General features: G+C 43.2%; 28 protein-coding genes and 1 tRNA gene. 22 read left to right on the forward strand and 7 right to left on the reverse strand.

The features are described 5' to 3' along the window. Position 1: 1 nt before the first annotated feature. A tRNA-Pro gene (locus H7T97_RS09205) sits at positions 2–75 on the forward strand. A gap of 96 nt (positions 76–171) precedes the next feature. On the opposite strand, the gene ntdP is transcribed toward H7T97_RS09205, so the two are convergent. Continuing rightward, on the reverse strand, positions 172–705 hold the full coding sequence (gene ntdP / locus H7T97_RS09210) for a nucleoside tri-diphosphate phosphatase (RefSeq protein WP_003005798.1): 534 nt from the start codon (positions 703–705) through the stop codon (positions 172–174). Between the two features lie 95 nt (positions 706–800). After that, a complete protein-coding gene (gene recX, locus H7T97_RS09215) occupies positions 801–1583 on the reverse strand; it encodes a recombination regulator RecX (RefSeq protein WP_134974427.1) in 783 nt (260 codons plus the stop codon). A gap of 37 nt (positions 1584–1620) precedes the next feature. Between recX and rlmD the strand changes: the two genes are divergently transcribed. From rlmD to H7T97_RS09260, 9 genes are all read left to right on the forward strand, one after another. Beyond that, complete coding sequence (gene rlmD, locus H7T97_RS09220; RefSeq protein ID WP_201090125.1) at positions 1621–2973, forward strand: 23S rRNA (uracil(1939)-C(5))-methyltransferase RlmD; 1353 nt, start codon at positions 1621–1623, stop codon at positions 2971–2973. 10 nt (positions 2974–2983) lie between these two features. Next, entirely contained in the window at positions 2984–3427 is a 444-nt protein-coding gene (locus H7T97_RS09225) for a cytidine deaminase family protein (RefSeq protein ID WP_201090126.1), read from the forward strand. 13 nt (positions 3428–3440) lie between these two features. Further along, a complete protein-coding gene (locus H7T97_RS09230; protein WP_003005810.1) occupies positions 3441–3674 on the forward strand; it encodes a DUF1858 domain-containing protein in 234 nt (77 codons plus the stop codon). Beyond that, entirely contained in the window at positions 3674–5020 is a 1347-nt protein-coding gene (locus H7T97_RS09235) for a DUF438 domain-containing protein (RefSeq protein ID WP_201090127.1), read from the forward strand. Before H7T97_RS09230 ends, H7T97_RS09235 begins: the two co-directional genes overlap by 1 nt. 2 nt (positions 5021–5022) lie before the next feature. Continuing rightward, complete coding sequence (locus H7T97_RS09240; protein ID WP_013903179.1) at positions 5023–5277, forward strand: DUF1912 family protein; 255 nt, start codon at positions 5023–5025, stop codon at positions 5275–5277. Positions 5278–5456: 179 nt separating this feature from the next. Further along, entirely contained in the window at positions 5457–5804 is a 348-nt protein-coding gene (locus tag H7T97_RS09245; RefSeq protein ID WP_003011968.1) for a helix-hairpin-helix domain-containing protein, read from the forward strand. A gap of 267 nt (positions 5805–6071) precedes the next feature. Beyond that, on the forward strand, positions 6072–6650 hold the full coding sequence (locus tag H7T97_RS09250; RefSeq protein ID WP_201090128.1) for a flavin reductase family protein: 579 nt from the start codon (positions 6072–6074) through the stop codon (positions 6648–6650). After that, a complete protein-coding gene (locus H7T97_RS09255) occupies positions 6637–7206 on the forward strand; it encodes a GNAT family N-acetyltransferase (RefSeq protein ID WP_201090129.1) in 570 nt (189 codons plus the stop codon). The genes H7T97_RS09250 and H7T97_RS09255 overlap by 14 nt, the downstream gene beginning before the upstream one ends. 27 nt (positions 7207–7233) lie before the next feature. Further along, positions 7234–9885, forward strand: a complete 2652-nt coding sequence (locus H7T97_RS09260) for a valine--tRNA ligase (RefSeq protein WP_201090130.1) — start codon at positions 7234–7236, stop codon at positions 9883–9885. Between the two features lie 71 nt (positions 9886–9956). Here the strand turns inward: H7T97_RS09260 and H7T97_RS09265 are convergent, their stop codons facing one another. Then, positions 9957–10577, reverse strand: a complete 621-nt coding sequence (locus tag H7T97_RS09265) for a TVP38/TMEM64 family protein (protein ID WP_070505292.1) — start codon at positions 10575–10577, stop codon at positions 9957–9959. Positions 10578–10724: 147 nt separating this feature from the next. Between H7T97_RS09265 and H7T97_RS10370 the strand changes: the two genes are divergently transcribed. The 11 genes from H7T97_RS10370 to H7T97_RS09320 all read left to right on the forward strand — a co-directional run bounded on the left by H7T97_RS10370 (position 10725) and on the right by H7T97_RS09320 (position 18885). After that, positions 10725–11414: a hypothetical protein gene (locus H7T97_RS10370; protein WP_148131334.1), complete on the forward strand. Its 690-nt coding sequence runs from the start codon at positions 10725–10727 to the stop codon at positions 11412–11414. Between the two features lie 183 nt (positions 11415–11597). Further along, on the forward strand, positions 11598–12125 hold the full coding sequence (locus H7T97_RS09275) for a YqeG family HAD IIIA-type phosphatase (RefSeq protein WP_045759146.1): 528 nt from the start codon (positions 11598–11600) through the stop codon (positions 12123–12125). Positions 12126–12127: 2 nt separating this feature from the next. Beyond that, complete coding sequence (yqeH, locus tag H7T97_RS09280) at positions 12128–13234, forward strand: ribosome biogenesis GTPase YqeH (protein WP_031575855.1); 1107 nt, start codon at positions 12128–12130, stop codon at positions 13232–13234. A 219-nt stretch (positions 13235–13453) separates the two neighbouring features. Next, on the forward strand, positions 13454–13765 hold the full coding sequence (gene yhbY, locus H7T97_RS09285; RefSeq protein ID WP_003005853.1) for a ribosome assembly RNA-binding protein YhbY: 312 nt from the start codon (positions 13454–13456) through the stop codon (positions 13763–13765). A gap of 21 nt (positions 13766–13786) precedes the next feature. Then, the gene (locus H7T97_RS09290) at positions 13787–14419 is read left to right on the forward strand and encodes a nicotinate-nucleotide adenylyltransferase (protein ID WP_003012335.1); all 633 of its coding nucleotides are present in this window, start codon (positions 13787–13789) and stop codon (positions 14417–14419) included. After that, complete coding sequence (gene yqeK / locus H7T97_RS09295; protein WP_049485518.1) at positions 14416–15012, forward strand: bis(5'-nucleosyl)-tetraphosphatase (symmetrical) YqeK; 597 nt, start codon at positions 14416–14418, stop codon at positions 15010–15012. Before H7T97_RS09290 ends, yqeK begins: the two co-directional genes overlap by 4 nt. Then, positions 15013–15513: a cysteine hydrolase family protein gene (locus H7T97_RS09300; RefSeq protein WP_049485519.1), complete on the forward strand. Its 501-nt coding sequence runs from the start codon at positions 15013–15015 to the stop codon at positions 15511–15513. Positions 15514–15527: 14 nt separating this feature from the next. After that, positions 15528–15881 (forward strand): ribosome silencing factor, encoded by a 354-nt coding sequence (gene rsfS / locus H7T97_RS09305; RefSeq protein ID WP_049472980.1) that lies wholly within the window; start codon positions 15528–15530, stop codon positions 15879–15881. 322 nt (positions 15882–16203) lie between these two features. Further along, entirely contained in the window at positions 16204–16944 is a 741-nt protein-coding gene (locus H7T97_RS09310) for a class I SAM-dependent DNA methyltransferase (RefSeq protein WP_311638481.1), read from the forward strand. Between the two features lie 6 nt (positions 16945–16950). Continuing rightward, a complete protein-coding gene (locus H7T97_RS09315) occupies positions 16951–18048 on the forward strand; it encodes a nucleotidyltransferase (RefSeq protein ID WP_201090132.1) in 1098 nt (365 codons plus the stop codon). A 120-nt stretch (positions 18049–18168) separates the two neighbouring features. Next, entirely contained in the window at positions 18169–18885 is a 717-nt protein-coding gene (locus H7T97_RS09320; RefSeq protein WP_003005873.1) for a YebC/PmpR family DNA-binding transcriptional regulator, read from the forward strand. A gap of 52 nt (positions 18886–18937) precedes the next feature. Here the strand turns inward: H7T97_RS09320 and H7T97_RS09325 are convergent, their stop codons facing one another. From H7T97_RS09325 to H7T97_RS09340, 4 genes are read right to left on the reverse strand one after another with little or no spacing between them, the layout of a single operon-like run. Continuing rightward, entirely contained in the window at positions 18938–19264 is a 327-nt protein-coding gene (locus tag H7T97_RS09325; RefSeq protein WP_049472977.1) for a DUF5960 family protein, read from the reverse strand. Continuing rightward, positions 19245–19616 carry a hypothetical protein gene (locus H7T97_RS09330; protein WP_070586388.1) on the reverse strand — a complete coding sequence of 124 codons (372 nt, stop codon included), beginning with the start codon at positions 19614–19616 and terminating at the stop codon, positions 19245–19247. Before H7T97_RS09330 ends, H7T97_RS09325 begins: the two co-directional genes overlap by 20 nt. Then, complete coding sequence (locus H7T97_RS09335) at positions 19613–21025, reverse strand: Y-family DNA polymerase (protein ID WP_201090133.1); 1413 nt, start codon at positions 21023–21025, stop codon at positions 19613–19615. The genes H7T97_RS09330 and H7T97_RS09335 overlap by 4 nt, the downstream gene beginning before the upstream one ends. 2 nt (positions 21026–21027) lie before the next feature. Further along, positions 21028–21705 (reverse strand): helix-turn-helix domain-containing protein, encoded by a 678-nt coding sequence (locus H7T97_RS09340; RefSeq protein ID WP_003011690.1) that lies wholly within the window; start codon positions 21703–21705, stop codon positions 21028–21030. Between the two features lie 160 nt (positions 21706–21865). Here H7T97_RS09340 and asnA point away from each other — a divergent pair, with 160 nt between their 5' ends. Continuing rightward, complete coding sequence (asnA, locus tag H7T97_RS09345) at positions 21866–22858, forward strand: aspartate--ammonia ligase (protein ID WP_003005888.1); 993 nt, start codon at positions 21866–21868, stop codon at positions 22856–22858. Positions 22859–22940: the final 82 nt, after the last annotated feature.

Raw genomic sequence — 22940 nt, forward strand, 5'->3', positions numbered from 1 at the left:
TCGGGAAGTAGCTCAGCTTGGTAGAGTACTTGGTTTGGGACCAAGGTGTCGCAGGTTCGAATCCTGTCTTCCCGATAGTGTATCGAAAAAGTCTAATGGTTGACATTAGACTTTTTTTGTAGTTATTTTTTATTAATTTTCAAGAAAAAAGAGCTTTCGCTCTTTTCAACTTTATTTATTTCGCAGTTCAACATAACGGTTATACCAAATTTTGATATATTCCTCAGAAAAAGGACCTTTGTTTTGGTTTATCCAATCTACTAGAACCTTAACATTTTCCTTTAAAATAAAGTCGATGTCATCTGAATAGTGCATTTTTTCTTTGTGTTGCTCGTATTCTTCAACATCTAACAATTTTTTTTCACCATTGGTAAAGACCTTGACATCGAGATCATAGTCGATATATTTTAAGGCTTCTTGGTCAATGTGAAAAGGACTTGCTAGGTTACAGTAGTAAGACACACCATTGTCACGGATCATGGCGATGATGTTAAACCAATATTTTTTATGGAAATAAACGATCGCTGGTTCACGTGTGATCCAACGTCTACCATCACTTTCAGTCACAAGTGTATGATCATTTACTCCAATAATTGCATTTTCGGTTATCTTTAATACCATGGTGTCACGCCATGTACGGTGTAAACTGCCATCATGTTTATAACTTTGAATTGTAATAAAGTCGCCTTCTTTAGGTAGTTTCATAACTTACCAACTTTCTACAATCTAAGTATATCCTCTATATTGTATCATATTTTTTCAAATTTTTTCTTATTTTTCTATTTAATTTTCAATTTGGTTTATGAATCTAAGTATTCTCTAATGGCTGACGTTATATCACTATAATCGTAGCCTTTTCTGGCTAGTGCCTGAGTCAAGCGTTGTTTGAGTTCATAGCCTTCATATTTTTTACTGTATTTACGGTATTGTTTTTCTAACTCTTTTAGAATGAGCTCATTGGTTGTTTCTTCATCTGTTTCGAGCTCGAGATTTTGGAATGCTATCTTTGCTTGGTTGTAAGCAAAGCCTTTTGAAATGAGTGCTTGGATGATTTTCGTTTCAATGGCTTTTAACGGATATTTTCCTTGATATTTTTTTAGGAGTTTTATTGCTGTACGGTCGATCACTTCTGAGAAATCATAGTCTGCAAGTATTTCTTGTAGGATAGACTTTGGGATCCCTTTTTGTTGAATTTTTTGTTGTAATAAGAGAGGGCCCTTATCGCCACTGAGGAGGTTGGCCTCTATCAAGTTTCTTGCATATTGACGATCATCTAACCACTTGTCTTCTTTTAGGTGTTGGACCACTTTATCAATAATGCCACTTTCAATTTCATATTTTGTCAGGTAGTCTCGGACTTCTTTTGTTGTCCGAGCTTTAAAAGAAAGATGGTAAAGGGCCAGGTTTTTACCATATGAGTATTGAGCAAACTCTTGTATTTCTTTTAATTCCTCTTCACTGATTTCTTTATCTTTGGAAAGGAAATATTTGACGATGGTATCATCTGTAATATAAAGTTTTTGATCATTGTCTAATTCCAGGAGGTAGAGTCTTTTTTTCTTTTCTAGTTTTGTAATTTTCATGTTTTTATTATACCGAAAAATGTGTTAAGATAGGGATATGAACGTTAAAGTAAAACAAAAAATTCCTTTGAAAATTAAACGAATGGGAATTAACGGAGAAGGGATTGGCTTTTATAAAAAAACACTTGTCTTTGTGCCGGGCGCTTTGAAGGGAGAAGATATCTTCTGCCAAATTACAAGTGTCAAGAAAAATTTTGCGGAAGCCAAACTCCTATCTGTGAATAAGGCGTCTAAGTTTCGTGTGACGCCCATGTGTGATATCTATGAGACCTGTGGTGGTTGCCAAATCATGCATTTGAAGTATGACAAGCAGCTTGAGTTTAAGACAGATTTATTGCAACAGGCCTTGAAGAAGTTCTCACCTGAAGGATTTGAACAGTATGATATTCGGCCGACAATTGGAATGCAGGAGCCGCTTTACTATCGGGCAAAATTGCAATTTCAAACAAGGAAATTCAAGGGTCAGGTGAAGGCGGGCCTCTATGCTCAAAATTCACATTATTTGGTGGAATTAAAGGATTGTTTGGTTCAAGATCCGGTTATTCAAGCTATTGCCAATGATCTTGCGGATTTATTGACCTATTATCAGATTCCGATTGCTGATGAGCGTAAAGAACTGGGTGTCAGAACCATGATGGTACGACGGGCTCGGAAGTCTGGTCAGGTTCAGATCATTGTGGTCACCAGTCGTCAGATTAACCTAAATAATTTGGTGCAAGACTTGGTCACGAAACACCCTGAGATTGTCACAGTTGCTGTTAATAAAAATACGTCTCGATCCAGTGAAATTTATGGGGAACAAACGCAGATTATTTGGGGAGAAGAGGCCATTTTGGAAGGGGTTTTGGATTATGAATTCTCCCTTTCTCCTCGAGCCTTTTACCAGTTGAATCCGGAACAAACTGAAGTATTGTATATTGAAGCTGTCAAGGCTCTAGATGTTTCCCCAGAGGATCACCTGATTGATGCCTATTGTGGGGTCGGAACGATTGGGTTTGCTTTTGCTAATAGAGTGAAAAGTGTTCGGGGGATGGATATTATTCCTGAAGCGATTGAAGATGCCAAATACAATGCTAAACGGATGGGATTTGAGAATACCCACTATGAGGCTGGTACAGCAGAAGAGATCATTCCTCGCTGGTACCAAGAAGGCTATCGGGCTAATGCTGTGATCGTGGATCCACCTCGTACGGGCTTGGGGACAAAATTAATCGAGACCTTGTTGCACTATGCACCTGAAAAGATGGTCTATGTCTCTTGTAATGTTTCTACTTTGGCACGGGATCTAGTGGCTTTGACAAAGGTTTATCAGGTTGAATACATTCAATCAGTGGATATGTTTCCCCATACTGCAAGGACAGAAGCAGTTGTGAAATTAGTGAAGAAGTGAAAGAAGAAGAATGGATATTTGGGAAAAACTTTATCTTGAGGCGAAAGCTCTCTATGCGCCTCAAGAGATTTCAGATTTTGTCTATGCTCGACATGTGGTTGCTGCTGTTGAGGCTGCAGATGGTCAGATTTTTACGGGCTTTTGTATGGAAGGAACCTGTGGCGTCTTTCATTTATGTGCCGAACGAGCAGCTCTCTTCAACATGTATCAACAATCAGGACAGACCAAGGTCAAGCGCATTATTGCTTTTCGAGACAAGCCTCCTTATGGAGAAGGCTCAGGGATGCCTTGTGGGGCCTGTCGGGAATTTCTCCTTGAGCTAGATGCAGAGAATCGTCATCTAGAATTTATGGTGGATTATGAGAGCCGCAAGACCATTACTTTAGGAGAACTGATGCCTCTTTGGTGGGGCGAAGAGCAGGCTCGTCAAAGAGAAAATAAAGGGAATGAGTAAAGGAAATAAATAAATGGACAATGTTATTGATGTATCGATTCCAGTTGCTCAAGTTATTGATCAACATCCGGAAGTATTGGATTTGTTAGTGGAGTTGGGCTTTAAACCCTTAGCCAATCCGATCATGCGCAATACAGTTGGGCGCAAGGTTTCTTTGAAACAAGGATCAAAATTAGAAGGTACTCCTATGGAGAAGATTGTGCGAACACTAGAGGCTAATGGCTATGAAGTAGTGGGGCTAGACTAATGAGTGATGAACGAATTCACGTCTTAAGAGATATCTTATTAGAGCTTCATCATGGAGCTTCTCCTGAGTCGGTTCAGGAGCGCTTTGATGCGACCTTTGCAGGGGTTTCTGCGATTGAGATCTCTCTTATGGAGCATGAACTGATGAATTCAGATGCAGGTGTGACTTTTGAAGATGTTATGGAGCTTTGTGATGTCCATGCCAATCTCTTTAAGAATGCTGTTCAAGGGGTCGAAGTGGCAGATACAGACCATCCAGGTCACCCAGTTCAGATCTTTAAACAGGAGAACTTAGCCCTTCGAGCCGCTATGATGCGGGTCCGTCGCTTGCTAGACAATTATGAGACGACTGAGGATCCTGAGATGATTCAGGAGATTCATAAGGGCTTGTTACGTCAGCTGGGCTTGGTGGGTCAATTTGACCGGCATTACCGTCGCAAGGAAGAGTTGATGTTTCCGATTATGGAAAAATATGGGCATGATTCCCCACCAAAAGTGATGTGGGGAGTAGATGACCAGATTCGAGAACTCTTTGCGAAAGCTTTGGATGCGGCCAAGAAATTACCGGAATCTAGTATTTCTGAAGTCAAGGAGCTCTTTGAAGCCTTTGCACAAGAGTTTGAGGGCATGATCTTCAAGGAGGAGTCGATCCTCTTGATGATTTTGCTGGAGTCCTTTACCCAGGATGACTGGCTCTCCATTGCAGAAGAAAGTGATGCTTATGGTTATGCCATTATTCTCCCAAGTGAGAAATGGGTGCCGAAACGTGTGGACTTTAAGGAGGAAGCGTCGAAAGAGTCAGAAGGTTCAACTGAACCACTTCCTTCTTCAAAAGGAGATGAGCACCGTCAGGTCATTGAAACTCCTGAGGGGCAATTGACCATTACCTTCACGCCTAAGAAAAAAGAAGAGAGCTTCGATCGCAAGCAACCACAAGCTTTTGGCCATGGCTTTCTCTCTGTGGAGCAAGCGAATTTAATCTTGAACCAGTTACCAATGGAGATCACCTTTGTCAATAAGGATGATATTTTCCAATATTACAATGATGCTGCGCCTTTTGAGGAAATGATTTTTAAGAGGACGCCTTCGCAGGTAGGACGCAATGTTGAGCTGTGTCACCCTCCGAAATACTTGGAGAAGGTCAAAGCGATTATGCAGGGGCTTCGTGAAGGGAAAAAAGACAAGTATGAAATGTGGTTCAAATCAGAACCGCGTGGGAAATTTGTCCATGTCACCTATGCAGCCGTGCGTGATGAAGCTGGAGAGTTTCAAGGAGTCTTGGAGTATGTTCAGGACATTCAACCTTATCGGGAGATCGATACGGATTTTTATAGAGGAATGGAGTAAAGATGAGTTACGAAACAGAGTTTATGAAGGAGTTTGAGGAGTGGATCAAGACCCAAGTCATGATCAATGAAATGGCTCTCGAAGAAAGTAAGAAGGTTTTTGATGAAGACCAGGATGAACGAGCGAAAATCGCTATGATTCGCTATGAAAGCCGTTTGGACGCTTATCAGTTCTTGCAAGGGAAGTTTGAAAATTTCCATGCTGGAAAAGGATTTCATGATTTACCTGATGGGCTCTTTGGTGAAAGAAAATATTAAATGGCCTTATTGAAGGCGTTTTACTAGCTAGATTTACCTGAAAATTGAGCAATGACTTGATTTTTTAGGGGATTGTGATACAATAAAAAAGTTGAAATGACATCAACGGATTTTTGAATGGAATTATGGTGATGAAACCTTGTTGCCTTAGGAATTGATCACTGAATTTAGGAGGAAAAATGGCAAAGAAGAACGTAAACCGTGCGAAACAATACAAGCATCAAAATAGACATCTTTTGAAAAAAGCTGTCGCAACTGTAACTGCAGCTGTGAAAGAAGCACCTAAAAAGGTTGAGAAAGCTACAAAAGCAGTGGCGAAAGAAGTGAAACAAGCAGCTTCTTCAGTGGAAGAATTTGCTGCAAGTTTGGAAGGTGTGGCACTTGATCGTGCGCAAACATTCTATGATGAAGGTATTCGCTCTGTTGCGGACTTCGCAAACTGGACAGAAAAAGAGTTGTTGGCCCTTAAAGGAATCGGCCCAGCTACAATCAAGAAATTGAAAGAACTAGGCGTTAAATTTAAATAATCGCTTTTGTGATTTCTTGCTATTTCCAAGAAAACTTGCTAAAATGAACCTATTAGAGGTGTTTTGAATCCCACATTTTACAGAAAGTGGCGGTGCTGAGAAGTCCACAAATGTGACAAAACTGGTTGCTAATGGATGAAAATGAAATAAACAAAGTTGCGGGCATTGCCCGAAATTGGGTGGTACCGCGGATTAACACATTCGTCCCTGTCAGATTGATGACAGGGGCGATTTTTCTTTTTGCAACCCTAGCTGAAGGAGCTTGTCATGAAACAATCTTTTAACACTAGTAAACTCTACTATGGCTTTCCGATTTTCATCTTGGGGTATCAGGACAAGAACTTTGGGCACAATATCACGACCTGCAGTTCCTCTTATAGCCTGGGAGATTGGCTGGTCATCGGGGTTGGTAGTGAGGAAAATGCGGCTGACCAGATTAAGCATTATCAACAGTTCACTGTGAACATCCCTGATGAAAACTTTATGCTTGAGATGGAGCAGGCTGGGTTTATCAGCCATCGGGAGAAGTTGGAACACCTAGGGCTAGACTATGAGATTTCTGAACGGACCCAGGCTCCGATTTTGGAGGCCTGTCCAGTCGTATTGGATTGCCAGGTAGATCGGATTATCGAGGAAGATGGCATTTGCCATATCTTTGCAAAGATTCTTGAGCGACTGGCTGATCCAGAGCTCTTAGATGATAAGGGGCATTTTAAAAATGACCGTTTTGCACCGACTTACTTTATGGGGGACGGCCATCAGCGCGTTTATCGTTATCTGGACGACCGAGTCGACCCCATGGGAAGCTTTATGAAGAATGCGAGGAAGAAGAATGACAAGAGCTGAGCTGCCAGAACGAATCGAAACGGAGCGTCTGGTCTTACGAGTCCGAACAGTGGCGGATGCTGAGGACATCCATGCCTACGCCAGTCTTCCAGAAGTCTCTTACCCAGCAGGCTTTCCACCCGTCAAGACCTTGGAAGACGAGATCTATTATCTAGAGCATATCATTCCCGATCGCAATCAAAAAGAAAATCTTCCAGCTGGTTACGGCATTGTGGTCAAAGGAACCGATAGAATCATTGGCTCTGTTGACTTCAACCATCGCCACGAAGACGATGTGCTGGAGATTGGCTATACCTTGCACCCAGACTATTGGGGCCGGGGTTATGTACCCGAAGCAGCGCGTACCTTGATTGACCTGGCTTTTAAAGAACTAGGGCTTCATAAGGTAGAATTGTCTTGCTTTAGCTACAATGTCCAAAGTCAACGAGTTGCTGAGAAGCTTGGTTTCACCCTTGAAGCACGCATAAGAGACCGTAAAGATGCCCAAGGCAATCGCTGTGATGATTTGAGATACGGCTTGCTGAAGAGTGAGTGGGAAACTCAAAATAAACATTAAAAAGAAATAACTAGAAAGGACGCACACATGTCTAAAGAACTTTCACCTAAATACAATCCAGCCGAGGTTGAGGCTGGTCGTTACCAAAAATGGCTTGACGAAGATGTTTTCAAGCCTTCTGGCGATAAAAAGGCTAAGCCTTATTCAATCGTTATTCCACCACCAAACGTAACTGGTAAACTTCACCTTGGTCACGCTTGGGATACAACTTTGCAAGATATCATCATCCGTCAAAAACGGATGCAAGGTTTCGATACGCTTTGGCTTCCAGGTATGGACCACGCAGGTATTGCTACTCAAGCTAAAGTAGAAGCGCGTTTGGCTGAGGACGGCATCTCTCGTTATGACCTTGGTCGTGAAAAATTCCTTGATAAAGTTTGGGAATGGAAAGACGAGTATGCCACTACTATCAAGCAACAATGGGGCAAGATGGGGCTTTCTGTAGACTACTCTCGTGAGCGTTTTACCCTTGATGAAGGGTTGTCAAAAGCCGTTCGTAAGGTCTTTGTAGAGCTTTACAAGAAGGGCTGGATCTACCGTGGTGAATTTATCATCAACTGGGATCCAAAAGCCCGTACAGCCCTTTCTGATATCGAGGTTATTCACAAGGATGTCGAAGGTGCCTTCTACCACATGAACTACATGTTGGAAGACGGTTCACGTGCCCTTGAAGTAGCAACAACTCGTCCTGAGACTATGTTTGGGGATACTGCCGTAGCGGTTAACCCAAATGATGACCGTTATAAAGACTTGATTGGTAAAAATGTTATCTTGCCAATCTTGAACAAGCCAATCCCAATCGTTGGTGACGAACACGCAGACCCTGAATTCGGTACCGGTGTGGTGAAGATCACACCTGCCCACGACCCTAATGACTTCTTGGTTGGTCAACGTCATAACTTGCCACAAGTCAACGTTATGAACGATGATGGTACCATGAATGAATTGGCTGGCGAATTCAACGGTATGGACCGCTTTGAAGCACGTAAGGCTGTTGTTAAGAAATTGGAAGAAATCGGTGCCCTTGTTAAGATTGAGAAGATGACCCATTCAGTTGGTCACTCAGAGCGTACAGGGGTTATGGTTGAGCCACGCTTGTCTACGCAATGGTTCGTCAAGATGGATCAATTGGCTAAGAATGCCATTGCCAACCAAGACACAGATGATAAGGTAGAATTCTACCCACCTCGTTTCAACGATACCTTCCTTCAATGGATGGAAAATGTCCACGACTGGGTAATCTCTCGTCAGCTCTGGTGGGGTCATCAAATCCCTGCATGGTACAATGCTGAGGGTGAAATGTACGTTGGCGAAGAAGCGCCAGAAGGTGACGGATGGAAGCAAGACGAAGATGTCTTGGATACTTGGTTTAGTTCAGCTCTTTGGCCATTCTCAACTATGGGCTGGCCTGATGTCGAGTCAGAAGACTTCAAACGTTACTTCCCAACTTCAACCTTGGTAACAGGTTACGACATCATCTTCTTCTGGGTGTCTCGTATGATCTTCCAATCATTGGAATTCACTGGACGCCAACCATTTAAGAATGTCCTTATCCACGGTCTTATCCGTGACGAGCAAGGACGTAAGATGTCTAAGTCACTCGGTAACGGGATTGACCCAATGGATGTTATCGAGAAATATGGTGCTGACGCCCTTCGTTGGTTCCTTTCAAACGGTTCTGCACCGGGTCAAGACGTGCGCTTCTCTTACGAGAAAATGGATGCGTCTTGGAACTTCATTAACAAGATTTGGAACATCTCACGTTACATCCTCATGAACAATGAAGGATTGACCTTGGATGCGGCACGTGAAAATGTGGCTAAAGTGGCTGCTGGTCAAGCAGGAAACGTCACAGACCGTTGGATTCTCCACAACCTCAACGAAACGATCGGTAAGGTCGCTGAAAACTTTGATAAGTTTGAGTTTGGTGTGGCTGGTCACATCCTCTACAACTTCATCTGGGACGAGTTTGCGGACTGGTATGTTGAGTTGACTAAGGAAGTGCTTTATAGCGACAATGAGGCCGAAAAAGTCATCACTCGTTCTGTCCTTCTATACACCTTGGATCAAATCTTGCGTCTCCTTCACCCAATCATGCCATTTGTGACTGAAGAAATTTATGGCCAAATCTCTGAAGGAACGATCGTGACTGCGGAATACCCAGTGGTTCGTCCAGAGTTTGAAAACGAAGAAGCAGCAGCCGGCGTTGAAGCTCTTAAAGATGTGATTCGCTCTGTTCGTAACTCACGTGCAGAAGTGAACGTAGCGCCAAGCAAGCCAATCACTATCTTGATTAAGACAAGCGACAGCAAGCTTGATGCCTTCTTCAATGATAACGTCAACTACATCAAACGCTTCACAAACCCAGAACACTTGGAAATTGCAGCAGATGTCAAAGTACCTGACTTGGTTATGTCAAGCATTATCACAGGCGCAGAAATCTACTTGCCACTCGCTGACCTTCTCAATGTCGAAGAAGAATTGGCTCGTCTTGAAAAAGAATTAGCCAAATGGCAAAAAGAACTCGACATGGTTGGTAAGAAGCTCTCTAACGAACGCTTCGTAGCCAATGCCAAACCAGAAGTCGTCCAAAAAGAACGCGACAAACAAGCCGACTACCAAGCGAAGTACGATGCGACTGTTGCACGTATTGAGGAGATGAAGAAGTTGGTGAAATAAACACAGAAACACGGCGGTATGCCGTGTTTTTTGTATGATTCTGTAAGAGAAAAAGTTTAAGCAACCTATTTTTAGACCATTTTCCAGAAATAATCGATGATATAGGTGAGACCGTAAGTGTAGATGACGAGGGTGATGGGTTTGCAGAGGATGATGATGGTCATGTAGCGTTTGAAGGTCATATTGGTCAGACCTGCCAGCATACAGATGAAGTCGGCGGGACTGACCGGCCAGATCATCATGAAGATAAAGAAGCGATCGAACCGCTTGCCTTCATTGAGCCAGCCAATGTACTTGTCGTAGGTCTTCTGACTGACCATGGATTGGACGAACTTAGGCCCGTACATTCTGGCTAGGTGGAAGATAATGGCACAGCCAATCACGATCCCGATGTAGTTGTAAATGGTCCCAATGATGTGGCCATAGATAAAGACACCAGCGACAGATGTCAGGGCGCCAGGAATAATAGGGACCACTGTTTGAAGGATCTGAAGAAAGATAAAGAGAGGTGGTCCAAAGATGCCTGCTTGGAGAATAAAAGCTGACAAGGTTTCTTTGGATTGAAGGATGCCAGAAAAGTAGGCCCAGATACAAAAGGCCAAGGTCCCAAGAGCCCCAATGATGGACGACCAATTAATGATGCGCTGGAGAAGAGGGGATACCTCCCTCAATTTTTTTTCTTTTGTTATCATAACTCTTCCGCGTAGTTTTTTCTTCTACTATACCATTTTTTTGTCTATTTGTAAGCTCTGGTGATGGAGGTGATGAAAGCCTTAAAAGATGGTATAATGATGTAATTGAGGCTCGAATTAGCATCATAGATATTAGAGGAGGATGTAGTGGAAGAATATATAAATTTATACCATCAGAAATTATGGGAAATAGCTTTTACGAATGTACGAGATACTTTCGTCAATCAAAATACAATTTTCTGGGGACTATTAATTTATTTCAGTTATGTTATGTTTGATCTATTAGCTGGGAATAAAAAACGTGTCCTGATTGTTACTTGTATTCCTTTTGTCTTATTCTTTCTTAGTATGGGTGCGGAGTATCTATACAGTTATGATAAAATCATGAATCCGAAATCAGATTATAACAATGAATGGAGTTTTGAAGGGTTAAAACGTGACACCGTTTTACCTATGATTGAGAATATTGATAAAATTCCCATAGCCAGTGTTGATGGAAAATTAAAAAGACAAGATATTATCCTATTTGCGGTATCTAATCCAACATATTATGATGCGTTGTTTGGAAAAGCATCCATGTTGCTATCAGGTCGACAGCAGGTTGGAAATGACTTTGTGATTGTTTTGGTTGGATATGAAGTGAAAGATGATAGTTGGCAATCTGTAGATATTCGTATTGCACCAAGTGTTGAAGAAAGTGATTTTCAGAAATTTTCTAAAGTGCTTCATATCGAAAGAGAAGAAAAAGTAGGTGCTACTAGTATTGTTAGCGACCTTCAATTCATATATTATAAGAATTCGCAGGAAGAAAAGAATGGAAAAAAGTCCAAATTGTGAATAAAACGGCTCTCCACTCTAACATCAGAACTTTCCATTTTGGAAAGTTTTTTTGTCTAGAAAAAGTAACGGAGACATTCTACATTTGTTTATAAGTAGCCCTCTCCTCTGAGATCAAGTCATCCGTGCTAAAAAGCCTATTTTATGCTATAATGGGGAGAATACGAATGTTTGGAGAAAAACGTGTCAATCGAAAATTACAAACCAGATTTTGCGGTGGAAGCAGCCTATGATCTCACCGTTGCAGACTTGAAAAAACAGGGTATCAAGGCGGTCCTTGTGGATTTGGATAACACCCTGATTGCTTGGAATAATCCGGATGGGACTCCTGAGATGCGCCAGTGGTTGCATGACCTTCGTGATGGAGGGATTCGGGTTATCGTGGTGTCTAATAATAGTCCCAAACGGGTTAAGCGCGCTGTTGAGAAATTTGATATTGACTATGAAGCTTGGTCGCTTAAGCCCTTTACTTTTGGGATTGATCGTGCCCTCAAACGTTTCCACTATGAGAAAAATGAAGTGGTCATGGTCGGGGATCAACTGATGACGGATATCCGGGCTGCCCATCGGGCGGGCATTCGTTCGATTTTGGTCAAGCCTTTGGTTGAGCATGACTCGATCAAGACCCAGATCAACCGGGCGCGTGAACGCCGTGTCATGAAGCAAATGGCCGAAAAATATGGTCCGATTGTATACAAAAAAGGAATTTAAGAATGGAAGAATTATTCTGTATTGGCTGTGGAGCCCCCATTCAGACAGAAAACAAAGAGGGACTAGGTTATACTCCCCAATCAGCTCTTGAAAAGGGCTTGGAAACAGGCGAGGTTTATTGCCAACGCTGTTTCCGTCTGCGTCACTACAATGAAATCACAGATGTGCATCTGACAGATGATGATTTCCTAAAACTTCTTCACGAGGTAGGAGATAGTGATGCTCTTGTGGTCAATGTAGTGGATATTTTTGATTTTAATGGATCCGTTATCCCTGGATTACCACGCTTTGTAGCAGGAAATGATGTCCTCTTGGTCGGAAATAAAAAGGATATCTTGCCTAAGTCTGTCAAGGACAGCAAGGTGACCCATTGGTTGATGGAGCGGGCCCACGAAGAAGGAATGCGTCCTGTCGATGTGGTCCTCACCTCTGCCCAAAACAAGAGTGCTATCAAGGACTTAATGGAAAAGATTGAACAATACCGAAAGGGACGTGATGTCTATGTGGTGGGTGTGACCAACGTTGGGAAATCGACCCTCATCAATGCAATCATCCAAGAAATCACTGGAGATAAGGATATCATCACGACCTCTCGCTTCCCGGGAACGACACTAGACAAGATCGAAATCCCACTGGACGATGGATCCTACATCTACGATACACCAGGGATTATCCATCGCCACCAGATGGCTCATTACTTGACAGCAAAAAATCTCAAGTATGTCAGCCCTAAAAAGGAAATCAAACCCAAGACTTATCAGCTCAATCCAGAGCAAACCCTCTTTTTGGGTGGCTTGGGACGCTTTGACTTTATTAAGGGAGAAAAGCAAGGTTTCACTGCCTTCTTTGATAACGAACTCAAGCTTCACAGAACCAAGCTAGAAGGGGCGACGGCCTTTTATGATAAGCATGTTGGTGGCTTACTAACTCCACCTAATAGCAAGGAAAAAGAAGAATTCCCACCCTTGATTTCCCATGAGTTTACCATCAAGGACAAGACAGACCTGGTCATCTCAGGCCTGGGATGGATCCGCGTCAATGGAGAAGCCAAAGTAGCCGTCTGGGCACCAGAAGGCGTCGCCGTCGTTACCCGTAAAGCTATTATTTAAAAATTTGAAAGGAAATAGTTTCTTTGTAGACTGGGCGAGTGCAACGAGCCTAGAAAGGATACTTTTCGCTGTGGTGAAAGCCTAAGTAGATATTTTACTACTTAGGCGCGGAAAATTTGAGACTTTAGGCTCAAATTTAAGTCATGGAACTCCGTTAGGAGGTCGCTGACGACCGCCACCACATCAGAAAAGTATCAAAAAAGAAACAATGAAAAAAATATGACATTAACATCCAAACAACGGGCTTTCCTCAACAGCCAAGCCCACAGCCTCAAGCCCATTATCCAAATCGGGAAGAATGGGCTCAATGACCAAATCAAAACCAGTGTGCGCCAAGCGCTAGATGCGCGTGAACTCATCAAGGTGACCCTTCTTCAAAATACGGATGAGAATATCCATGAAGTAGCAGAAATCTTGGAAGAAGAAATCGGTGTGGAAACGGTCCAAAAGATTGGTCGGATTCTCATCTTGTTCAAACAATCGAGCAAAAAAGAAAATCGTAAAATTTCGGCGAAGGTAAAAGAAATTTAAGACATCGAGGAGAGCAAACCTATGGCAATTGAACTATTGACTCCCTTTACCAAGGTAGAGTTAGAGCCAGAGATCAAAGACAAGAAACGCAAACAAGTTGGTATTTTGGGTGGAAATTTCAATCCGGTCCACAATGCCCATTTGGTCGTTGCGGATCAAGTGCGCCAACAATTAGGGTTAGATAAGGTGCTCTTGATGCCTGAATATGAGCCACCGCATGTCGATGCCAAGGGGACGATTGCAGAGCACCATCGCCTTAAGATGCTGGAATTAGCCATTGAAGGCATTGAAGGTCTGGAGATCGAGACGATTGAACTCGAGCGGAAAGGGATTTCCTATACCTACGACACCATGCTCTTGCTTAATGAACGGGATCCAGACACAGATTATTACTTCATCATTGGTGCAGATATGGTGGATTATTTACCAAAATGGCACCGCATTGATGAATTGGTGGAGATTGTGCAATTTGTCGGAGTACAGCGACCACGCTATAAGGCAGGGACTTCTTATCCGGTGATCTGGGTGGATGTTCCTCTAATGGACATCTCCTCTAGTATGGTACGTGATTTTGTAGCCAAGGGTCGGACGCCGAATTTTATGTTGCCAAAACCAGTCTTGGACTATATCAAGAAAGAAGGATTGTATCAATGACCTATGAAAACTATCTAGGCTTTTCTCGTGAGGTCTTGCTTGAAAAAATGCGTCAAATCCTGCCAGAAAAGCGACTAACCCACTGTTTAGGGGTTGAGAAGGCTGCGCGTGACTTGGCCAAACGCTATGGGGCTGACGAAGAGCAGGCTGGCCTAGCAGGTCTCTTACATGACTACGCCAAGAAATTATCAGATCAGGAATTTCTGGACTTGATTGATCGCTATGAGCTAGATCCAGCGTTAAAAAACTGGGGCAACAATGTCTGGCATGGGATGGTCGGGATTTATAAGATCAAAGAAGACCTCGGACTGACAGATCCAGCCATTCTTCGCAGTATTGAGATTCACACCGTGGGGAGTGGACAGATGTCAACCTTAGACAAGATTGTCTATGTGGCCGATTATATTGAGCACAACCGGGCCTTTCCGGGAGTAGATCAAGCACGTGATATCGCCCAAGTTTCCTTGGATCGTGCCGTGGCTTATGAGACGGCTCGCACAGTCGAACACCTGGCCCACCAAGAATTGCCCATTTATCCCCAAACCCTTGAAACCTATAATGCCTTTGTGAAGTATTTGAAAGAGGAGCAGTGAGTGAAGACAGCTTTTATCATTATTGACGTACAAAATATCTTAGTGGAAACAGGTTTTGAGACAGAAAAGCTCTTAGAGAAGATTGCTTATTTACAAGAACAGGCTAGAAAACATCAGGTTGAAATTATCTACATGCAGCATATTGAAACGCCAGAGGCTTTAACTTCGGAAGATTGGCAATTATCGCCCCTGTTGAAGAGGCAGGCAGATGAGAAGGTGTTTCAGAAGCGTTACAATAGCATATTTAAAGAGACAGGATTAAAAGAATACTTGGATCAACAAGGGATTGAACAACTGGTCCTGTGTGGTATGCAGACAGAATATTGTGTCGATACATCCGTCAAAGTAGGGTTTGAATACGGCTACAAGCTGGTCATTCCAGAAGGAGTTGTCACAACCTTTGATGGAGAGGATATTCCGGCAGAAACGCTTAATGAATTTTATGAAAATATTTGGGCAGAACGTTTTGCGGATGTCTTAGATTACAAATCAATTTTTTAAGGAAAGAGGATTACATGAAAGAAAAAGAACTACTTGAACTAGTTGTCAAAGCAGCCGATGAAAAGCGTGCAGAAGACATTGTGGCTTTGGATGTTCAAAGCTTGACCAGCGTGACAGACTACTTTGTCATCGCAAGTTCTATGAACAGCCGCCAATTGGAGGCTATTGCTGAAAATATTCGCGAGAAGGTCATTGAAGCTGGTGGGAATGCCAGCCACGTCGAAGGTGATTCAGCTGGAGGTTGGGTCCTTCTTGACTTAGGTGGTGTGGTAGTCCATGTCTTCTCAGAAGAAATGCGTGCCCACTATAACCTAGAAAAGCTATGGCACGAAGCAAGTGCTGTCGATCTTTCAGCAGCCCTAGCATAAGCAGGTAAACTCAGTTGGTAGCAACTGAGTTTTGTTGGTTAAATTGAAATTCTATGGAAAGAAAGGATGGGGCCTCGTGTTTAGTTAATTTGTTAACCGAACACGAGCTAAAAGCTGTGAGAAAAAGAGTAACTTCCTTTGTATCTGACGATACGGCAGAAAGTTTCCTATTTTCTCTTTGCTTTTAAGGCTCTTTGTATCTTAGAAAGGGTTTGAACCCGTCCTGTAATCCTCGGAAAATAGATAGCTCTCCTTGGAGCTTAGCTCCATCGTCGTGCTCCTAATTTTCTATCGGATTACGGGCGGACTTGGTATCATGAATATGGCGACTTATGAAACGTTTGCGGCGGTCTACGATGCGGTCATGGATGATAGTCTGTATGACTTATGGACGGATTTTTCCCTCCGCCATCTCCCAAAGACAAAAAATAAGAAAAAATTACTGGAATTGGCTTGTGGGACAGGGATTCAGTCTGTTCGCTTTTCCCAAGCTGGTTTTGATGTGACAGGATTAGACCTGAGTGCGGACATGCTGAAAATTGCTGAAAAAAGAGCTGCTTCAGCCAAGCAGAAAATTGATTTTATCGAGGGCAATATGCTGGACCTGTCACAAGCAGGCACTTATGACTTTGTAACCTGCTATTCCGATTCTATCTGTTATATGCAGGACGAGGTAGAAGTAGGGGATGTCTTCAAAGAAGTCTACAGTGCCCTCAATGAGGACGGGGTCTTTATCTTTGATGTCCATTCGACCTACCAGACGGATGAGGTTTTTCCAGGCTATTCTTACCACGAAAATGCCGAAGACTTTGCCATGCTCTGGGATACCTATGAGGATGCGGCACCTCACTCGATCGTCCATGAGCTGACCTTCTTTGTCCAAGAAGAGGATGGCTCCTTTAGTCGGCACGATGAAGTCCATGAAGAGCGTACCTATGAAGTTTTAACCTATGACATCTTATTGGAGCAGGCTGGCTTTAAATCTTTCAAATTGTACGCAGACTTTGAAGACAAAGAGCCAACAAAGACCAGCAAACGTTGGTTTTTTGTAGCGCAGAAGTAGGATAGTATGACAGTTACAGGTATTATTGCAGAATTTAATCCCTTTCATAATGGACACAAGTACCTGCTGGAACAGGCAGAAGGGCTGAAAATCGTCGCTATGTCTGGGAATTTTGTTCAACGTGGCGAACCTGCTATTGTAGACAAGTGGATTCGTGCGCAGATGGCTTTGGATAATGGAGCGGATCTAGTGGTCGAGCTCCCCTTTCTCGTGGCTGTTCAGTCGGCTGACCATTTTGCCAAGGGAGCGGTAGAAATCTTATCTCGCCTAGGAATCAACCAATTGACTTTTGGGACAGAAGAAGTCTTAGATTACCAAGCGATTGTGACAGTTTATTCTGAGAAAGAGGCGGAAATGGAAGCTTTCTTGCGAAGTCTTCCAGGCGATTTATCCTATCCACAAAAGACCCAAAAAATGTGGGAAACCTTTGCTGGAGTGGAGTTCACAGGAGATACTCCCAACCATATCCTGGGCTTGGCCTATGCCAAGGCTTGTGCTGGGAAGGGGATTGCGCTCAAGGCTATCCAACGGCAAGGTGCAGGCTACCATTCAGAAGAAAAAGAGGTAGCTTATGCTTCTGCGACTAGTTTACGCCTACACAAGGAAGATCAGGACTTTGTCGCTAGATTCATGCCCAATAGCCAACTCTTTCAGTCGGCTCCACAGGTATCTTGGGAGGATTATGATCAACTGCTCCGTTATCAAATCCTAACCCATCCAGATCTGACACAGATATTTCAGGTTAATGAAGAACTGGCCAATCGGATAAAGGATGCGGTTCGAAGTGCTAGCTCTGTAGAAGACCTGGTGGAGAAAGTCGCAACCAAGCGCTATACCAAAGCACGTGTGCGCCGTATCTTGACCTACATCTTGGTAGGGGCGATGGATCAAGCTCTTCCCGATGCCATTCATGTCTTAGGATTTTCCGCAAAGGGACAAGCTCACCTCAAAGGCTTGAAAAAATCAGTAGAAATCGTGACCCGAATTGGTAAGGAACCTTGGGATGCTTTGACCCAACAAGCGGATCAGGTGTATCAACTAGGCCATCCCCAATTGCCAGAGCAGATCTGGGGTCGAGTGCCCGTGAGAGTGGAAGATCAATAAAGGGTGAATAGCCGAACAACTCCAATTGGAAGGATACGCAAAAAACTCTTCCAAGTCTTGTGATTTGTGATATAATATAAAAGATTGAAAATAATTTGAAAAAATTTAAGGAGAATCCTCATGGGACGTAAATGGGCCAATATTGTTGCCAAGAAAACTGCCAAAGATGGTGCCAACTCAAAAGTGTATGCCAAATTTGGTGTGGAGATCTATGTAGCTGCTAAAAAGGGTGAACCAGATCCAGAACTAAATACTGCTTTGAGATTCGTTATTGACCGTGCTAAACAAGCGCAGGTGCCAAAACACGTTATTGATAAAGCGATCGATAAGGCAAAAGGAAACACTGACGAAACCTTTACAGAAGGACGTTACGAAGGGTTCGGACCAAATGGTTCGATGTTGATCGTTGATACCTTGACGTCAAACGTTAACCGTACAGCTGCCAATGTCCGTGCTGCTTTTGGTAAAAACGGTGGGAACATGGGAGCTTCAGGTTCTGTATCTTACCTCTTTGACAACAAAGGTGTTATCGTCTTTGCTGGTGATGATGCCGATGCTATCTTTGAACTTTTGCTTGAAGCGGATGTTGATGTAGATGATGTCGAAGCAGAAGAAGGAACGATCACAGTCTACACTGCTCCAACTGATCTTCACAAAGCAATCGTTGCTTTGCGTGAATCAGGTGTCGAAGAATTCCAAGTAACAGAATTGGAAATGATTCCTCAATCAGAAGTTGAGTTGTCAGGTGAAGATTTGGAAACATTTGAAAAACTTTACAGCGTTCTTGAAGACGACGAGGACGTACAAAAAATCTACACAAACGTAGATGGATTCTAATCACTCGTAAGGACTGTAGTGAATCCCATAAATTAAGAAAAAGGATAGCTTCTCAGATCAAGCTATCCTTTTTCTCTGTCTGATGAGGATCTATCTTTTGTAAGTGATGGCCTGTATAAGTGTAAATACGGGTCAGGGGTGATTGGGAGAGTGTGGAAACCTTAAAATAGAAATAATGGTCTCGATGATCCCGACTTTTGGTATGGTGAAGACGAAAGTAGTTTCGCTGGCCTGCTGCCATAGAGTGGAGAATATCGTCTTCTAAAAAGACGAGCGGCGTAGAAGTAGCGGCCCACTTGTAAAAGTCCATCTCAAATTGGTGGTAATTCTCCGAAAAATAATCAAATTGTAATTCGTGTTTAGTCTGAATAGGTTTCATAGGGTGTTTCCTCAGATTCAATAAAAATGATAGAGTCTACGAGGAGACGGTGGTAGTGGCCATCGCTTTTGAGAAGAACCTCAGAAGCAGATAAGGTGTGAATCGAACCTGTGTAGGTTGCAAATTGATTCCCCTCTAGAGTTGTGATTGAGATCGTCGTTTGTTGTTGAAAGGCCTGCTCCAGGAGCTGGATCTGTTCAGCAAGTGGAAGAACCGTGAGCTGACTGCGGTCAATTTCTTTTGTATGTAGGGCGGTTGTGTGCTCGGATAAAAAGAAGCCAGCCCATTTGGCCATGCCACGATCTTGAAATTCGCGGGCGGATTGATAAGGGAGATAAGAACGGTCGATCATGTTAATCCATCTAAGCCTCCTGCGGAATGTCCGCCTGTTAGTTTACTGCGTGCAATGGCGCGTGAGTTTTCTAGTAATGAGGAGCCTTTCTGAAGAGAGGTAAAGCCAAATTGGTCCCGAATGCGGTCAATGGTCTGCTGGAGTTTCTCCTCTTTTTCCAAGGCTACTGGGTCATCAAAGAGAGAAAAGAGTTGAAGAGACTCCTCGACAAGTTCTCCATAAAAAACACCGATCTGCCGAATGGCTCCTCCTTCGTACTTGGAGCGAAAGAGTCGCAGAACCGTATCGGATAAAACCTTGGTGGATTGGGTGGGCTCAATCTTTTGCTGGCAGTGAATGGACGGAAGTCCCTCGATTTTGGAGTAGGAGGCATGAATGGAGACCAGCTGGGTCTTCTTTTTTTTCCGTCGCAAGCGAATAGCCACCTGTTCAGCCATCTCCCGAAATACAAGTTCAATGTCGGTTTGTAGATGGTAGTCATAGGGCAAGATTTGAGAGTTGCCAATGCCTCGTGATTTCGGACGATAAGGCTTGTGGACATTGCTTTCATCAATGCCATGAGAATGAAACCACAGTTGAAGGCCCATGATTCCGAATTCTTTCTTTAAGAGATCTGGGTGAGCCTGGGCCAGTTCAGCAATCGACGTGATCCCGATTTTTTGCAATCGCTTTTCAGTCCGACGTCCAATGCCCCAAAAATCAGTGAGCTGGGGCAGATTCCAGACCTTACTTTCTACATCTTCATAAGACCAATTGGAGCGCATATTTTGGCAATGCTTGGCTTCATTGTCCAAGGCTAGCTTGGCAAGAAGGGGATTGGCATTGCTGAGACCAATGGTAGAGTAGATTCCAGTTTCCTGCCAGATCCTTTTTTGGATCCTGGCAGAAAGGAGATCCAGTTTCTCCTTTCGAGAGAGGGAGGGATCTGGAATAAAATAATTTAAGGAAGAAGTCAGATCGATAAAGCCTTCGTCAATCGAGTAAGGGAAAATATCATCTGGTGCCGCAAATTCCTGAAAGACTTTTTGAATCTCCATGTTGACCTGAATGTAAGCATTCATCCGTGGAGGCACAATCAGAGTCCTCTTGGCCCAGGATTCAATGAATGCAATAAAGGCTGGATCTGTTGGTAATCCTTGTTTTTTGGCGGCGTAGCTATTAAATTTCCTGGTTTTGAGGTCAAAAGGTAGGTCGTAGCTACGGCTGACATTTTTCTTGCCGAAGACTTGTTTGAAAACGGGAGAGCTCGCCAAAATCAGGCCAGCAGAATTGTCGCTTCGACTCATGACGCAAAGGGAAGTCGTCAAGGGGTTGAGCCCCAGACGGACACATTCACAGCTAGCATAAAAACTTTTCATATCCACAAAAGCAATATCAGAATGAGGCTCACGTGAATAATCAAATAGCATATTTAAACCTCGAGTGGGAGAAAATGCCCGACCACAATGCCGACGATTTTGGGCTCGTCTTCATAGGGAGCAAATAAATCATCGTAGTCAGGGTTGATGGATTCTAAGCGCAAGCCTTCAGCCTCCCGATAGACTTTCTTGATATAGGTTTTTCCATTCCAGATGAGGGCGTAGACAGCCCCATCATAGTCAAAGCCAGTCTGCTTCATGAGGGCAACAGAGCCATTGGGATAGAGAGGTTCCATCGAATCACCTGATACCCAAGAAGCGAAATCGTGCTGGATCTCTTGGTCAAAATAGACAGTTTCATAGTCCGTTTCGTTGTCATAAAAGGTGTGTCCTAAACCGGCTGCCAACTCAATCGAAAGAACCTTATAAGCAGTCAAGGAAACAACTTTTTGCTGCTGTTCAAATAACTGGCTGGCCAACTGGTCGACTTTCTTTTGATGAGGTGGGGTTAATAAAGGGTAGGTGTAGAGTGCGGAGTCTTTGTTAATAAAGTAGTCCTCTTTAACGGAGAGGCGCTTGGCCAACCTCCTGAGATTTTTTTCGTGCGGCTCCGCTAAGCCATTCTCCCAACTGGAGTAAGTCTTGCGAGAAATCTTGAGATCCTCGTAGACATCTGCTTGGGTCAAGCCTTTTTCCAGGCGTCTTTCTTTTAGTTTTTTTGCATCAAACATATCGCTTCTCCTATGTAACGTTTCAAAGGTTACATATAGTTTATCAAAAATGAATCCTTTTTGCAAGAGAAAAATTCAGTTGAAAACGAATGAAAAGGCTTGGATTTTGAATGAAAAAGGAGTATAATCAGTTTTACAACTTCTAACAACGAGGAATTATATGAAAAAAAGTTTTATCCATCAACAAAAAGAAATTTCGTTTGTTAAAACGACGTTTACACAATATTTAAAAGATAAATTGGACATCATTGAAGTCCAAGGACCAATTTTGAGCAAGGTCGGAGACGGGATGCAGGATAACCTTTCTGGGATTGAACATCCGGTATCTGTCAAGGTCCTTCAAATTCCTGATGAGACTTATGAAGTCGTGCATTCACTCGCAAAATGGAAACGCCATACCTTGGCACGTTTTGGTTTTGGCGAAGGAGAAGGTCTCTTTGTCCATATGAAGGCTCTTCGTCCAGATGAAGATTCGCTAGACGCTATCCACTCTGTTTATGTAGACCAATGGGACTGGGAAAAAGTCATCCCCAATGGTCAACGCAACATCGCCTACCTTAAAGAAACGGTTGAAAAAATCTACAAGGCCATTCGTTTGACAGAACTAGCAGTAGAAGCGCGCTATGATATTGAGTCAGTTCTTCCAAAACAAATTACCTTCGTTCACACAGAAGAATTGGTGGAACGCTATCCAGATTTAACTCCAAAAGAGCGTGAAAATGCCATTGCCAAAGAATTCGGAGCCGTTTTCTTGATCGGTATTGGTGGAGAGCTTGCAGATGGCAAACCACACGATGGACGTGCGCCTGACTACGATGACTGGACAACAGAGTCTGAAAATGGCTACAAGGGCTTGAATGGTGATATCCTCGTCTGGAATGACGTTCTAGGTTCAGCCTTTGAGTTGTCTTCAATGGGGATCCGTGTCGATGAAGATACGCTTCGCCGTCAAGTTGCGATTACAGGGGACGAGGATCGTCTTCAATTAGAGTGGCACAAGGCCTTGTTAAACGGTCTCTTCCCACTCACGATTGGTGGAGGGATCGGACAATCTCGTTTGGCTATGTTCTTACTTCGTAAGAAACATATCGGTGAAGTCCAAACCAGTGTCTGGCCTCAATCTGTCCGCGATGAATATGAAAATATCCTATAAGGAAGAAAGAGAGTGGGACAGAAATCGGTAATTCGTTAGAATTCGATTTCGTCGTCCCACCTCCGCACAGTTGAGTAGGGCT

Source organism: Streptococcus parasanguinis (genome assembly GCF_016648925.1).
In the GTDB taxonomy this organism is placed as follows: domain Bacteria; phylum Bacillota; class Bacilli; order Lactobacillales; family Streptococcaceae; genus Streptococcus.